The sequence below is a fragment of the Halomonas campaniensis genome, assembly GCF_014193375.1.
GTDB lineage: Bacteria > Pseudomonadota > Gammaproteobacteria > Pseudomonadales > Halomonadaceae > Halomonas > Halomonas campaniensis.
Window position 1 is genome coordinate 99,112 of the sequence record NZ_JACHZF010000003.1, and the last position, 13,368, is coordinate 112,479.

Annotated in this window: 13 protein-coding genes; 9 read left to right on the top strand and 4 right to left on the bottom strand. The window is 69.2% G+C overall.

Annotated features, from left to right (window positions below; translation table 11 throughout):
- Positions 1 to 195: 195 nt before the first annotated feature.
- Positions 196 to 1,464, bottom strand: a complete 1,269-nt coding sequence (locus tag BDK63_RS02410; RefSeq protein ID WP_183329731.1) for an MFS transporter — start codon at positions 1,462 to 1,464, stop codon at positions 196 to 198.
- A gap of 143 nt (positions 1,465 to 1,607) precedes the next feature.
- Between BDK63_RS02410 and BDK63_RS02415 the strand changes: the two genes are divergently transcribed.
- The 9 genes from BDK63_RS02415 (at position 1,608) to BDK63_RS02455 (ending at position 10,264) form a co-directional block, all read left to right on the top strand.
- The gene (locus BDK63_RS02415) at positions 1,608 to 3,545 is read left to right on the top strand and encodes a type IV pili methyl-accepting chemotaxis transducer N-terminal domain-containing protein (RefSeq protein WP_183329732.1); all 1,938 of its coding nucleotides are present in this window, start codon (positions 1,608 to 1,610) and stop codon (positions 3,543 to 3,545) included.
- Positions 3,546 to 3,551: 6 nt separating this feature from the next.
- Positions 3,552 to 4,217, top strand: a complete 666-nt coding sequence (gene narL / locus BDK63_RS02420) for a two-component system response regulator NarL (RefSeq protein WP_183329733.1) — start codon at positions 3,552 to 3,554, stop codon at positions 4,215 to 4,217.
- Positions 4,218 to 4,505: 288 nt separating this feature from the next.
- On the top strand, positions 4,506 to 6,098 hold the full coding sequence (locus BDK63_RS02425) for an MFS transporter (protein WP_183329734.1): 1,593 nt from the start codon (positions 4,506 to 4,508) through the stop codon (positions 6,096 to 6,098).
- Between the two features lie 75 nt (positions 6,099 to 6,173).
- Positions 6,174 to 6,629, top strand: a complete 456-nt coding sequence (locus tag BDK63_RS02430; protein ID WP_183329735.1) for a universal stress protein — start codon at positions 6,174 to 6,176, stop codon at positions 6,627 to 6,629.
- A 37-nt stretch (positions 6,630 to 6,666) separates the two neighbouring features.
- On the top strand, positions 6,667 to 8,166 hold the full coding sequence (locus BDK63_RS02435; protein WP_183329736.1) for an MFS transporter: 1,500 nt from the start codon (positions 6,667 to 6,669) through the stop codon (positions 8,164 to 8,166).
- A gap of 175 nt (positions 8,167 to 8,341) precedes the next feature.
- Entirely contained in the window at positions 8,342 to 8,764 is a 423-nt protein-coding gene (locus tag BDK63_RS02440; RefSeq protein WP_183329737.1) for a DUF4870 family protein, read from the top strand.
- 13 nt (positions 8,765 to 8,777) lie between these two features.
- Positions 8,778 to 9,329, top strand: a complete 552-nt coding sequence (locus tag BDK63_RS02445; protein ID WP_183329738.1) for a hypothetical protein — start codon at positions 8,778 to 8,780, stop codon at positions 9,327 to 9,329.
- Positions 9,330 to 9,360: 31 nt separating this feature from the next.
- Positions 9,361 to 9,948: a cytochrome c oxidase subunit 3 family protein gene (locus tag BDK63_RS02450; protein WP_183329739.1), complete on the top strand. Its 588-nt coding sequence runs from the start codon at positions 9,361 to 9,363 to the stop codon at positions 9,946 to 9,948.
- A 4-nt stretch (positions 9,949 to 9,952) separates the two neighbouring features.
- Complete coding sequence (locus BDK63_RS02455) at positions 9,953 to 10,264, top strand: cytochrome C oxidase subunit IV family protein (protein ID WP_183329740.1); 312 nt, start codon at positions 9,953 to 9,955, stop codon at positions 10,262 to 10,264.
- A gap of 76 nt (positions 10,265 to 10,340) precedes the next feature.
- Here BDK63_RS02455 and BDK63_RS02460 read toward each other — a convergent pair whose 3' ends face one another.
- From BDK63_RS02460 to BDK63_RS02470, 3 genes are read right to left on the bottom strand one after another with little or no spacing between them, the layout of a single operon-like run.
- Positions 10,341 to 10,553: a hypothetical protein gene (locus BDK63_RS02460; protein ID WP_221202478.1), complete on the bottom strand. Its 213-nt coding sequence runs from the start codon at positions 10,551 to 10,553 to the stop codon at positions 10,341 to 10,343.
- Between the two features lie 12 nt (positions 10,554 to 10,565).
- Positions 10,566 to 12,506 (bottom strand): nitric oxide reductase activation protein NorD, encoded by a 1,941-nt coding sequence (locus BDK63_RS02465; RefSeq protein ID WP_183329741.1) that lies wholly within the window; start codon positions 12,504 to 12,506, stop codon positions 10,566 to 10,568.
- A 19-nt stretch (positions 12,507 to 12,525) separates the two neighbouring features.
- Positions 12,526 to 13,335 carry a CbbQ/NirQ/NorQ/GpvN family protein gene (locus BDK63_RS02470; RefSeq protein ID WP_183329742.1) on the bottom strand — a complete coding sequence of 270 codons (810 nt, stop codon included), beginning with the start codon at positions 13,333 to 13,335 and terminating at the stop codon, positions 12,526 to 12,528.
- Positions 13,336 to 13,368: the final 33 nt, after the last annotated feature.

Consider the following 13,368-nt stretch of genomic DNA (forward strand, 5'->3'; position numbering starts at 1 on the left):
TGGAAAGTAGGGTGTGACCGCCCTGGGCCACCCGGCCTGCCGTGCGGCGTGGCGCGATGGACCGCACGCCAGGCAGGAACCTTGCTGAGGATTCTGGGTGATCGGGCGGCGGATTACTGCCCGGTTACCTCCATATACCGCCCCTCTACCCCCAAGGTGATAGGCCCGCCGAGCCGAGGGGATAAGCCCGAGGAGTCAGGCCCGGCCGGCGTACCCGCTGGCGTGGTCCCAGACCATCACCAGCATGCACACGACGAGCGAGCCGTAGAGGAACATGAAGCCGGCCGTGCGGATGCCGACCCACTCGCTGCCGATCACGAACATCAGCGGCAGCAGGGCGGCGAAGAGCCCGCCCAGGGTCAGCGCCAGCCCTCCCACCAGGGGCATCTCGTCGCCGTGGTCGCGATGGATCAACCGCATCAGGCTGCCCTGGCCGATGCCCATGGCCATGCCCATGGCGGTCAGCAGCGACAGGAAGCCCCACAGCGGGGCCGCGTAGTGCAGGGCGATCACGCCGTGGACGCCCTCGATCTGCATGGAGAAGGGGGGGTAGGAGAGCAGGAAGAGGCAGACCAGCACGAAGGCGCTGACCCACCAGCGCAGGGCGCGGAAGTCGCGCCGGTCGGCCCAGGCGCCGCCGACCACCTGGCCGATGCCCACCGCGAGGACGAAAGGCACCGCCGTCAGGGCGGCCTGCTTCAGCTCGAGCTGATACTGAGCGCTGAGGTAGGCCGGCAGCCACAGCGCCAGCGCCACGAAGGCCCCGTAGAAGAAGCTGTAGACCAGCGCCAGACGCCACAGCCGCCAGCCGGCCAGGCGACCCAGGCCGGCCAGCAGCCCCCCCGGGGGCCGGGCGGGCGACCCGCGCGGCTCGTCGAGGCGATCATCGGCGAACAGCCACAGCAGCGCGGCCACCAGCAGCACCGGCAGCAGGTAGAGCAGCGGCGCCGTGCGCCAGCCGTAGGCCTGGCTGATCAGCGGCAGCAGCAGGTAGCTGAGCCCGGCGCCGGCCATCCCCGCGCCATAGAGCCCCAATGCCAGGCCGGCGTGGCGCCGCGGGCAGAGCCCCGCCACGTAGACCAGCCCCGCCGACAGCGACCCGGCGCCCAGGCCCAGGCCGGCCCCGGCCAGCAGGAAATGGAGGTAGTCGCGGGAGTGGGAGAGCCCCCACAGGAAGGGGCAGATCAGCAGCAGGCTGGCGATCATCACCCGCCGCCCGCCGACGCGCTGCGCCAGGGCCGCCATGGGCAGCGAGGCCAGGGCGCCCACCGCCATGGGCATGGCCAGCAGCACCGCGAAGCGCCCCTCGCCCAGCGCCAGCAGGACCTTGAGCTCCAGGCCCAGCACCGCGAAGATGGTCCAGCTGGCGAACACCAGCGCGAAGGCCAGCGGCGAGAGCAGCACCACGACCAGGGGGCGATAGCCCCCGGTCGGGTCCTGGTCGAGATCTGGGGCGGCTGGCATCATCGGGGGGCCAATAAGCGCAGTGGGTCTCGGGAAAGTCTCGGGACCCCGCCCCCCGGGGTCAAAGGGGCATCGGAGGTATGCGTTATACCCCCATGGGTGTAGTAGACTGGCTGCTGCCCCCTGAACGAGCACGAGGCGCCATGCGACTGCTGCGACATTCCCTGGTAGCCCGGATCACCGCCTCGCTGCTGGCCATCAGCGCCATGGCGCTGGTCAGCATCGTGGTGACCATGACCGTGGCCAGCGACAGCCGCGGCGATGCTGCCGCCATCAACGTGGCCGGTTCGCTGCGCATGAACACCTACCAGATCGTCAGCGCCCTGCAGCGCCACGAGCAGCGGCCCGGCCGCGAGGCCCGCGCCCGCGTGGCCGAGCTCTCCGAGCGGCTCGAGCAGCGCCTGGCCAGCCCCGAGCTGACCGGCGCCCTGCCCGACGCCGAGGACCATGCCCTGCAGCGCCAGTACCGCCTGATCCTGGCGCGCTGGGGGCAGGAGCTGGCCCCCCAGGTCGAGCTGGCCACCGGCGGCGGCGGCGTGGACCCCGACGCCCTGCGCGCGACCCTGGACGACCTGGTCGACGACATCGATGCCCTGGTCACCCTGCTGGAGCAGAACAGCGAGTCGAAGATCCAGCTGCTCAGCGCCCTGCAGATCCTCTTCCTGGCCCTCACCGCCGTGGTGGTGGTCATCGCCCTCTACGATATCCGCCACAACCTGGTGCTGCCGCTGCGCCAGCTGGTAGTGCTGGCCCGGGAGGCCGCCCACCGCAACTTCGGCCACCGCACCCGGCTCTCCGGCAACGACGAGCTGGCCCTGCTGGGGCGCACCTTCGACACCATGGCCGAGGAGCTCGGTGACAGCTACGCCGAGCTGGAGGCGCGGGTCTCGCGCAAGAAGGCGGAGCTCGAGCGCAGCAATCGCGCCATGCAGGTGCTGCACGACGGCAGTCGCGCCCTCTACGGCGGCGGCAACGACCTCTGCGCCAGCGCCGCCCCGATGCTGCGCCGCCTGGAGCAGCTGCTGGAGATCGGCCCGATCCGGCTCTCGCTCCACGACCCCCATGACGACCGCGACATCCCGATACTGGCCACCCACTCGCCGCGCCGCCCCGAGTACTGCCGCGACCATGACTGCCACGCCTGCCTGCTCGACCCCCAGCCGCTGACCCTGCAGGCCACCGAGGCCGGCGAGTGCCAGCTGCTGCCGGTGAGCGTGGGCGACCTGATGCTGGGCACCCTGGAGGTCTGGTACCCGCGGGATGTCCCACTCACCGACAGCGTCAAGCGCCTGCTCAACGCCCTGGCCGACCAGCTGGCCACCGCCGTCTACCTGCAGCGCCGCATCGAGGAGCAGCAGCAGGTCACGCTGATGAACGAACGCACCATCATCGCCCGGGAGCTCCACGACTCCCTGGCCCAGTCGCTCTCCTACCTGAAGATGCAGGTGGCGCGGCTGGAGCGCATGCAGCAGAAGGAGGCCCCGCGGGAGACCCAGGCGGCGGTGTTCGACGAGCTGCGCACCGGGCTCGACAGCGCCTACCGCCAGCTGCGCGAGCTGCTTACCACCTTCCGCCTCAAGCTCGAGGGGCCGGGGCTGGCCAGCGCCCTGCGCCAGACCGTGGAGGAGTTCGGCGAGCGGCTGGGCACCCGGGTGGGGCTGACCGTCGACCTGCCGCCCCACCTGCTCAACCCCAACGAGGAGATCCACGTGCTGCAGGTGGTGCGGGAGTCGCTGGCCAACGTGGTCAAGCACGCCAACGCCCACTGGGCTGCGGTCACGGTGAGTTTCCGCGCGGCGCGCCTGCACGTCGTCGTCGAGGATGACGGGGTGGGCCTTGCGGACGACAGCTCCCCGCCCATGCACTACGGCCTGGTGATCATGCGCGACCGGGCCGAGACCCTGGGAGGCCGCCTGACGCTGCAGAACCGCGCCGGCGGCGGCACCCGGGTGGAGCTGGTGTTCACCCCCCAGACCGCGCGCCTGATCAGCCAGCACGTCGGGGCGGACAGCCGCCCCGCCACCTCCGTCGATCCGCGCCTCGACGCCATCGCCACCGACCGCCAAGGCCACAGGGAATAAGCCAGGATGACCGATACCCCCCACGACACCCCCGCCAGCATCCTGATCATCGACGACCATCCGCTGCTGCGCCGCGGCGTCTCCCAGCTGCTGGAGCTGGAGGAAGACATGGCGCTGATCGGCGAGGCCGGCGAGCCCGCGGAGGGCATCCGCCTGGCCCTGGCACTCGACCCCGACATGGTGCTCCTCGACCTCAACATGCCCGGCATGAACGGCATCGAGACCCTCAAGCGGCTGCGCGAGGAGGGCTTCGCCGGCCGGGTGGTGATGTTCACCGTCTCCGACCACGAGGAAGACGTGGTGGACGCCCTGCAGGCGGGCGCCGACGGCTACCTGCTCAAGGACATGGACCCGGACGAGATGATCCGACAGCTGCGCCAGGCGTCGCTGGGCCGCATGGTGATCAGCGAGAGCCTCACCGCCCTGCTGGCCGGGGCGCTGCGCAGCCAGCGCAGCCAGCCGGCGGCACCCGACATCCAGAGCCTCACCCAGCGCGAGCGGGAGATCCTGCGCGAGCTGGCCGGCGGGCTCTCCAACAAGATGATCGCCCGCAAGCTCGACATCACCGAGGGCACGGTGAAGGTGCACGTCAAGCACCTGCTCAAGAAGCTCAACCTGCGCTCCCGAGTCGAGGCCGCCGTGTGGGCGGTGCAGGAGGGCATCGACCGCTGAGCCCGCGAGGAATACCCCGCGGCTCTGTGTGGATACCTCCAAATAATCCGGGGGCCCCTGCGCCCCCCTCGCCCTCTACTCCCCTCAAGAAAAACCCCATACCAAGCAATGGGTTGCCGCTTATCCCCCACTACCTCCCTGGAGGTATCCCGCCATTTTCTGGCCCCTTTCGCCACGTTTCGCGCCTTGCCGGTCAGGCGTATCTTTCCCCCCAAGGCTCACCGTCTTGATATCGGTCAACCGATGCCAAGCGCCAAGAGCACACCGCTAGCCTCAAGGGGAAATGCCATGACCAGGAAGAATGCCGACATCGAACACTGGGATGTCGAGAACGAGGAGTTCTGGGAGAAGGAGGGCAGGAAGGTCGCCACCCGCAACCTGTGGATCTCCATCCCGAGCCTGCTGATGGGCTTTGCCGTCTGGTTGATGTGGGGGATGATCACCACCCAGATGCAGAACCTGGGCTTCCCGTTCACGGTGGGTGAGCTGTTCACCCTGACCGCCCTGGCAGGGCTCTCCGGGGCGACCCTGCGGATTCCCGCCTCGTTCATGATCCGCATCGCCGGCGGGCGCAACACCGTCTTCCTGACCACCGCCCTGCTGATGTTCCCGGCACTGGGGACCGGCATCGCGCTGATGAATCCCGAGACACCGCTGTGGGTCTTCCAGGCCCTGGCACTGCTCTCCGGCATCGGCGGCGGCAACTTCGCCGCCTCCATGAGCAACATCTCCACCTTCTACCCGAAGAAGCAGCAGGGCTATGCGCTGGGCATGAACGCCGGCCTCGGCAACTTCGGCGTCACCACCATGCAGATCCTGATCCCGCTGGTGATGACCGTGGGCATCTTCGGCGCCATCGCCGGCAGCCCCATGGAGCTGCAGAGCGCCAGCGGCACCCTGATCGGGCGCATCGAGGCAGGCACCGATACCTGGATCCAGAACGCCGGCTTCATCTGGCTGGTCTTCCTGATCCCGCTGGCCTTCGCCGGCTGGTTCGGCATGAACAACCTGCGCACCATCACCCCCGACCCGGGCACCCCGGCCCAGGCCTTCGGCAAGATCCTCGGCCTCTACGCCGTGGGGGCGGTCACCAGCGTCATCGGCATGCTGGCCCTGGTATGGCTCAACATGTGGATCGCCGTCCCGCTGACCATCGTGCTGACCGTGGTGCTGCTGCGCCTGATCCCCGGCGACATCAAGCCGAACATCCAGAAGCAGTTCGCGATCTTCTCGAACAAGCACACTTGGTCGATGACGGTCCTCTACATCCTGACCTTCGGCTCCTTCATCGGCTTCTCCGCGGCCCTGCCGCTCTCCATCAACGTCATCTTCGGCAACATGATGGAGGTCGCCGCCGACGGCACCGTGACCCGCGTGGCCAACCCCGACGCCCCCAGCGCCCTGACCTGGGCCTGGATCGGCCCCTTCGTCGGCGCCCTGATCCGTCCCATCGGCGGCTGGATCTCCGACAAGGTGGGCGGCTCCATCGTCACCCAGATCATCTCGGTGGTCATGGTGGTGGCCTCCGCGGTGACCGGCTACGTGATGATGCTGGCCTACAACGCCACCGACCCGAACAGCTACTTCGCGATCTTCATGATCCTGTTCGTGGTGCTGTTCGCCGCCAGCGGCATCGGCAACGGCTCCACCTTCCGCAGCATCGGCGTGATCTTCGACCAGCACCAGAAGGGCCCGGTGCTGGGCTGGACCTCCGCCGTGGCCGCTTACGGCGCCTTCATCGCCCCGCGGGTGATGGGTGAGCAGATCCAGGCCGGCACCCCCGAGCTCGCCATGTACGGCTTCGCGATCTTCTACGCGGTCTGCCTGGTGATCAACTGGTGGTTCTACCTGCGCAAGAACGCCTACGTGAAGAACCCCTGACCCGCCCTTACCACACGCCCGGCGGCCGGGAGAACCCGGCCGCCCCGCCTCTACCCCGGATGCTGGAGGTGCCCCATGAAGATCATGATCGCCTATGACGGTTCGCGGAATGCCAAGCTGGCACTGGCCCGGACCATCACCATGTTTCACGCCATGTCGCCGCTGATCGTGCTGGTCGGCGTCGCCGAGAACCCGCGTGACTCCACCGACGCCAACGAGGACCTCTTCCAGGAGGAGTACCGGGAGCTCAAGGCCGACCTCGAGGAGGCGGTCGAGGTGGCCGTGAAGGAGGGCCTCGACGCCGAGCTGATCATCGCCGAGGGCGACGCCCGCAAGATGCTGCTCGATGCCACCAAGCGCCTGTCGCCGGACATCCTGGTGATCGCCCGCCACAGCCAGAAGCCCGACGGTGGCTTCATCGCCCAGTCGCTGAGCTACTTCGTCGACGAGCTCGACTACATGACCTTCGGCAGCGTCAGCTCCTTCCTGACTCGCCGCGCCGAATGTCCCCTACTGATCCTGCCCAGCTGATCGGCCCCGTTCGCCTTGCGAAAAGGATGACACGACCATGAAAGTCGCTGACCTGTTCAAGGTACGCACTCCGGAGATCAGGGCCCTGCACCTGACCTGGATCGCCTTCTTCATCACCTTCTATGTCTGGTTCAACATGGCGCCGCTGGCTACCAGCATGCTGCGCGACGTCGACTGGCTGACCCAGGACCATATCCGCCTCTTTGCCATCTGCAACGTGGCACTGACCATCCCGGCGCGGATCATCGTCGGCATGGCGCTGGACCGCTTCGGCCCCCGCCGGGTCTTCTCGATCCTGATGGTGGTCATGGCGATTCCCGCGCTGATGTTCGCCTTCGGCAACAGCATGACCCAGCTGCTGGTCGCCCGCCTGGTGCTGAGCTCCATCGGCGCCAGCTTCGTGGTCGGCATCCACATGACCGCGCTGTGGTTCAAGCCCAAGCACATCGGCTTCGCCGAGGGCTTCTACGCCGGCTGGGGCAACTTCGGCTCCGCCGCCGCCGCCATGACCCTGCCCACCATCGCCATCGTCTGGTACGGCGGCGACGAGGGCTGGCGCTGGGCCATCGCCCAGAGCGCCTTCGTGATGGCCGCCTACGGCGTCTTCTACTGGTTCGCCATCACCGACGGCCCCGATGCCACCTCCCACCGCAAGACCCGCAAGGCGATGGCCATGGAGGTCAGCAGCTGGGCCGACATGGTCAAGCTGATCCTGTGGACCATCCCGCTGGTCGGCGTGCTGGCGATCCTGGTGTGGCGTATCCAGAACATGGGCTTCATGTCCACCACCGCCGCGGTAATCGCCTACCTCGCGATCGTGGCCATCGTGATCTACCAGGTGGTGCAGATCATTCGCGTCAACGTGCCGATCCTCAGGAAGGGCGTGCCGGAGGACGACAAGTACCACTTCAACAGCGTGGCCGCGCTGAACACCACCTACTTCGCCAACTTCGGCGCGGAACTGGCGGTGATCTCCATGCTGCCGATGTTCTTCGAGCAGACCTGGGGCCTCTCCGCCGCGGCCGCCGGCCTGATCGCCTCGTCGTTCGCCTTCGTCAACCTGGTGGCGCGCCCCATGGGCGGCGCGGTCTCCGACCGCATGGGCAACCGGCGCTTCGTGATGCTCAGCTACATGTTCGGCATCGGCATCGGCTTCACCCTGATGGCGATGATGAACTCCAGCTGGCCGCTGATCCTGGCGATCGCCATCACCATCTTCACCTCCTTCTTCGTGCAGGGCTCGGAGGGCGCCACCTTCGGCATCATCCCGTCGATCAAGCGCCGCATCACCGGCCAGATCTCCGGCATGGCCGGCGCCTACGGCAACGTGGGGGCGGTGGTCTACCTGACCATCTTCACCTTCGTCACCCCGACCCAGTTCTTCTACATCCTGGCGGCGGGCGCCTTCTTCAGCTGGCTGGTCTGCTTCATCTGGCTCAAGGAGCCCGAGGGCGCCTTCGCGGACGAGTACCACATCTCCTCCGTGGACCGCATGATCGCGGAGCAGGAGCAGCTCAAGGCCGAAGGCAAGACCTGAGTTTCCTTCACTCTTCCACCCACTCCCTGCGCCCGGCCCCGCCGGGCGCAGGCGTTCCCGGCGCCAGTGAAAGGCCATTGATTTGATTTCCGACAATGTCGCTGGGGTATTCCGGCGGCATAGTAGTATTCAGGATGCATGGTTACAGGAAGCCCCCGACAGGAGACCCGTCGACATGTCCCACACCGACACCACGCTTGCACCCGACACCCGGGGTCGCGGCCTGGCCGCCGTCATCTACGTGCTCTACCTGGGCAGCATCATGGCGGTGATCACCGCGCCGATCGGTGTGCTGATCGCCCACCTGCGCCGCGGCCGGGTCTCGCCCATGGCCGACAGCCACCTGCTGTTCCAGATCCGCACCTTCTGGCTGGGCGCCCTGGCCGGCGCCGGCGCCCTGGCCGCCTGGAACCTGCTGGGGTGGGTCGGCGCCCCCGCCTGGGCCTCCTGGACGCTGGGCTACGGCTTCTTCACCGCCTGCCTGGTCTGGACCATCGGCCGCTGCGGCGTCGGCATCCATCGCCTGATGGCCGGCCAGCCACTGCGCGACCCGCGCAGCCTGCTGTTTGGCGGCGCCGCGGTGCGCCTGGATGACTGACGGAGCCGCTGCCATGACACCTCCTCCGCGGCCCCGACGCTCCCCGGCCGTCACCGGCCTGGCCTGGGGCTTCATCCTCTTCTCGCTGGCGGTGATGGGGCTGCTCGCCCTGCCCCTGGCCCCGGGCGAGGGGCTGGCCACCAGCCTGGGCGTCGAGGCCGGCAGCGGCGGGCTGACCGGCGGCGTGGCCTGGATGATCGAGCGCAGCGCTCGCGTCGCCGGCCTGCTGGCGGTCGGCGCGCTGGTCACCCTGACCCTGGCCATCGCCCTGCTGCGCCGGCTGCCCTGGGCCAGGCGCGCCTTCGTCGCCCTGATGGCGGCCGGTTTCGTCGGCGTGCTGGGCGGCGCGGCGCTGACGCCGCTGACCTTCGGCCTGCTGCCGGAGGCCACCACCGAGGCGGCGATCAACACCCAGGAGCCCGTCGCCGGGCTGATCGGCCTGCTGGGCGGGCTGATCCTCGCCGCCACCCTGCTCACCGTGCTGTTCGCCTGGGCCGGCTGGAAGCTCACCACCCCAGGGGTGCGCGCCGAGTTCGAGCCCGCTCCCGCCCCCCCGGAGGGCTGAGATGGAGGGGGTTGAAACGAAAAGGGCCGAGATGAGCGAACGCGACGCAGCCCGCGAGGGTTCGCTGCCCAACCCCGGCTGGGGGCCGCTCTCGGCACTGCCGGGCAATCCGCTCATGTGGGTGCTGATCTTGAGCGAGATGCTGGTGTTCGCCGCCTTCTTCGGCCTGTTCGCCTGGCTGCGCGCCGGAGAGCGCGAGGTGTTCGACGCCTCCCAGCAGCTGCTCGACCCGGTGGCCGGCGGCCTTAACACCCTGGTGCTGCTGACCAGCGGGCTGTTCGCGGCCCTGGCGGTGCAGGCCATCGGCCGTGGCGAGCGGCGGCGCTGCCGCCAGTGGCTGGCCGGCGCCTTCGCCCTGGGGGTGGTGTTCTGCGTGGTCAAGGTGGTGGAGTACGCCGACAAGCTCGGCCAGGGCCTTGCGCCCGAGACCAACACCTTCTTCACCTTCTACTACCTGCTGACCGGCTTCCACTTCGCCCATGTGCTCTTCGGCCTGGGGCTGATCGCCCTGGTGGCCTGGAAGCTCTCCCACGACAACGTGGAGACCGCCGCCGCCTTCTGGCACATGGTCGACCTGATCTGGATCCTGCTCTACCCCATCATCTATCTGCTGAGGTAAGCCGATGAATGTCTCGACGAAGGCCGCCCCCGATGGCGCCACCCGCCGGCTGCTGATCACCTGGGCGGTGCTGATGGGCCTGACCCTGATCACCATGGCCTCGGCCCGGCTGGGCGGCGAGGCCCGCCTGGAGGCGCTGCCGCTGTGGTCGGCGGCACTGCTGCTGGCCACCACCTTCTTCAAGGCGCACCGGGTGCTGATGGTCTACCTGGGCCTTCGCGCCTCGACGCCGGCCTGGCGCGGCGCCTTCACCGGCCTCACGCTCTTCACCCTGCTGCTGGTGGGCGCCGGCTACCTGGTGGCCCAGGCGGCATAGCGAGCCTGCCCCCCAATGAGACGCGCCGCCCACGTAGGCGGCGCGTCTCGTTACTGCGGCAGTAAACGGGGGGCCTTCAGGGCGGTGGGCCGACGCCGGCCCATTCGGCCAGGCGGCGGCCCAGCCAGATCAGCCCCCAGACGGCGAAGGGCACCACGAACATCACCAGGATGCCCCAGTCGCGGGTGTTGATCAGCCAGGCCAGCGGGGTGATCACCGCCAGGGCCACCAGCAGCCCCACCACCACGGCAATGGCGGGACGGCGATTCGACACGCTGTCGTTCCTCATGGCCGGCCCTCCTCAGTGACCGATGATCTGTCGGTAGATGCCCGGCAGCGCCTGGGCCAGGTGCTCGGGCCGGTTGACGATGGCGTAGCTGCCGCGGCCGAACAGGTGAGAGACGTACTGGTGCGCCTCGCGGTCCACGGTGACGCCGAACACCCGCACCTCCTGCTGGCGCGCCTCGAGCACCGCCTTGCGGGTGTCCTCGATGCCGTAGCGCCCCTCGTAGTAATCGGTATCGTTGGGCTTGCCGTCGGTGATCACCAGCAGCAGGCGGTGGCGATTGGGTCGCTTGGCCAGTTCCCCGGTCACGTGGCGGATCGCCGGCCCCATGCGGGTGTAGTGGCCGGGCCTGAGGGCCGAGACCCGCCGCGCCACCCGCTCGCCCATCGCCTCCTCGAAGCCCTTGATGGTGTTAACCCACACCTTCTGGCGGCGATGGGAGGTGAAGCAGTGGATGGCGTAGTCGTCGCCGCAGCCGGCCAGGCCGTGGCCCAGCACCAGCAGCGCCTCCTTCTCCACGTCGAGCACCCGGCGGTCGTCCAGCCAGGCGTCGGTGGAGAGCGAGACGTCGATCAGGATATCCACCGCCAGGTCGCGGGCCTGCTCGCGGGCCGACAGGTAGAGGCGGTCGCTGGCCTCGCCGGTGGCGGCCAGGTCGCAGCGCGAGCGGATCACGGCGTCCATGTCGAGATCGGAGCCGTCGACCTGGCCACGCAGTATCTCGCGGCGCGGACGCAGCGCCTCGAATTCCCGGCGCACCCGGCGGATGCGCCGCCGCGTGGCGTCGTCGGGCTCCCACTGCTCGCCCTCCTCGCTCTGCAGATCGGTGATCACCTGGCAGTGGTCGGGCAGGTAGCGCTGCTTGCGGTAGTTCCACTCCGGGTAGAGCTGCCTGCCGCGCAGGCGCTCGCCCAGCGCCTCGTCCGGCGGCAGGTCGAGGTCGACCTTGAGCCGGGTCGCCGCCCGCTGCTTGTGCGGGCTGATGACGATCTCCTCGATCTGCTCGGCGGCGCGCTTGGCCTCCTCGTCCTCGTTGTCCTCCACCAGGCGGTTGAGGTTCACCATCTCGGTCCAGGAGAGCATCTTCTCGAAGCGGTTGGCGACCAGCGGGTCGTTGCGCTCCGACTGGTCCTGGTGGCGACGCTCGGCCTTGCGCTTGCCCTCGCTGGCCTGCTGGGCGCTGTTGGCCTCGCCGTCGTGGGGGTCCTCGTCGCTCTCCTCGCGGCCGTGGCCCAGGCCCAGGTCGACCACCTGGCCCCACAGAGGCACCGGCAGCGGCGGCCGATAGCCCCGGGGGGCCTGGAAGGGCGCCAGGGACACCTCCGGATCGGCTACCGCGGCGGCCATGGAGGCGGCCCAGCCCTCGAGCGGCGTATCGTCGCCCAGCAGGGCGCGCAGCGTGGCCTCCAAGGCCTGCTCCATGGGCGGCAGCTTGCGCCGCACCGGCCGCACCGCCAGCAGCGCCCTGCACAGCTCGCGATAGCGCCCGGCAAGGCCGGGGAAGCGCTCGAGGGCCGCCTCGGTGGTCCGCATCGCCTCGCGCAGCCGCGCCAGGTCATCCTGCAGCGGGTCGGCGTGGCGCTCCGGATGCCGGGCCACCGCCAGGTAGGCGGTCAGCCAGAAGTAGAGGTCGCGGTTGAGGCGCGCCTCGGGGAAGACATCCAGGGTCGGCGGCAGCAGCAGATGTTCCTCGTCGCGACGCGCCTGGTCCACGGCCTCGTCGTCGAAGCCGAGGCGCTGGCGCAGCGAGAGCCGATGCGCCGAGCTGCGCGCCACGATGGCGGCGACCTCCAGGCCGCACTCGCCGCCGCTGGCGCGGAAGAAGACGCCGAGCACGTGGCGCAGCTCCTCCAGGGGCACGGCGGCCTCGGGATAGCGCCGATAGCTGGCGGCGCTGGAGGCCCAGCGGTGCCAGTGGCGGCCGACGAACTCCTCGACCTCGAGAAAGTGCAGCATGGCGGACTCCCCCTTCGGCTCAGCCGAAGGTTGCGTTGATGGCTTCCATAAGCCCTTCCTGGACGTCCAGGTCGTCGGTCAGCGGCTCCACCAGGGTGGCGCGGGTGGCCTCCAGGATCGGCATGCCGGCCTGGATCAGGGTGGCGCAGTAGACCAGCAGGCGCGTGGAGACCCCCTCCTCCAGGTCCTGGCCCTTGAGCTCGCGCAGGCGGGCGGCCAGGTTGACCAGAGCGGCGCAGCGCTGGTGGGACAGGCCGCTCTCCCGGGCCACGATGCCGCACTCCACGTCGGGGGGCGGGAAGTCGAAGGACATCGCCACGAAGCGCTGGCGGGTGCTGGGCTTCAGGGACTTGAGGATATGCTGGTAGCCGGGGTTGTAGGAGACCACCAGCATGAAGTCGTCGGGCGCCTCGAGCAGCTCGCCGGTGCGCTCCAGGGGCAGCAGGCGGCGGTCGTCGGTCAGCGGGTGCAGCACCACGGTGACGTCCTTGCGCGCCTCGACCACCTCGTCGAGATAGCAGATGCCGCCCTCGCGCACGGCGCGGGTCAGCGGGCCGTCGACCCAGCGGGTCTCGCCACCCTGCAGCAGGTAGCGGCCGGTGAGGTCGGCGGCGGTGAGATCGTCATGGCAGGAGACGGTGAACAGCGGCCGCCCCAGCTTCTCCGCCATATGGGTCACGAAGCGGGTCTTGCCGCAACCCGTGGGGCCCTTGAGCAGCAGCGGCAGGTGCTGCCGGTAGGCCTGCTCGAAGAGGGCGCATTCATTGCCGACCGGCTGGTAGAAGGGCAGCTCCCGGTCGAGCTCGGACACCGTTGCGGTATGGGACATGGGTCACTCCAGGGGTTTCACCGGCGGGCCGCG

Coding starts and splice junctions, on each gene's coding strand:
- BDK63_RS02435 (WP_183329736.1), top strand. CDS start 6,667: ATGAAAGTCGCTGACCTGTTCAAGGTACGCACTCCGGAGATCAGGGCC.
- BDK63_RS02440 (WP_183329737.1), top strand. CDS start 8,342: ATGTCCCACACCGACACCACGCTTGCACCCGACACCCGGGGTCGCGGC.
- BDK63_RS02445 (WP_183329738.1), top strand. CDS start 8,778: ATGACACCTCCTCCGCGGCCCCGACGCTCCCCGGCCGTCACCGGCCTG.
- BDK63_RS02450 (WP_183329739.1), top strand. CDS start 9,361: ATGAGCGAACGCGACGCAGCCCGCGAGGGTTCGCTGCCCAACCCCGGC.
- BDK63_RS02415 (WP_183329732.1), top strand. CDS start 1,608: ATGCGACTGCTGCGACATTCCCTGGTAGCCCGGATCACCGCCTCGCTG.
- BDK63_RS02465 (WP_183329741.1), bottom strand. CDS start 12,506: ATGCTGCACTTTCTCGAGGTCGAGGAGTTCGTCGGCCGCCACTGGCAC.
- narL (WP_183329733.1), top strand. CDS start 3,552: ATGACCGATACCCCCCACGACACCCCCGCCAGCATCCTGATCATCGAC.
- BDK63_RS02455 (WP_183329740.1), top strand. CDS start 9,953: ATGAATGTCTCGACGAAGGCCGCCCCCGATGGCGCCACCCGCCGGCTG.
- BDK63_RS02410 (WP_183329731.1), bottom strand. CDS start 1,464: ATGCCAGCCGCCCCAGATCTCGACCAGGACCCGACCGGGGGCTATCGC.
- BDK63_RS02470 (WP_183329742.1), bottom strand. CDS start 13,335: ATGTCCCATACCGCAACGGTGTCCGAGCTCGACCGGGAGCTGCCCTTC.
- BDK63_RS02430 (WP_183329735.1), top strand. CDS start 6,174: ATGAAGATCATGATCGCCTATGACGGTTCGCGGAATGCCAAGCTGGCA.
- BDK63_RS02460 (WP_221202478.1), bottom strand. CDS start 10,553: ATGAGGAACGACAGCGTGTCGAATCGCCGTCCCGCCATTGCCGTGGTG.
- BDK63_RS02425 (WP_183329734.1), top strand. CDS start 4,506: ATGACCAGGAAGAATGCCGACATCGAACACTGGGATGTCGAGAACGAG.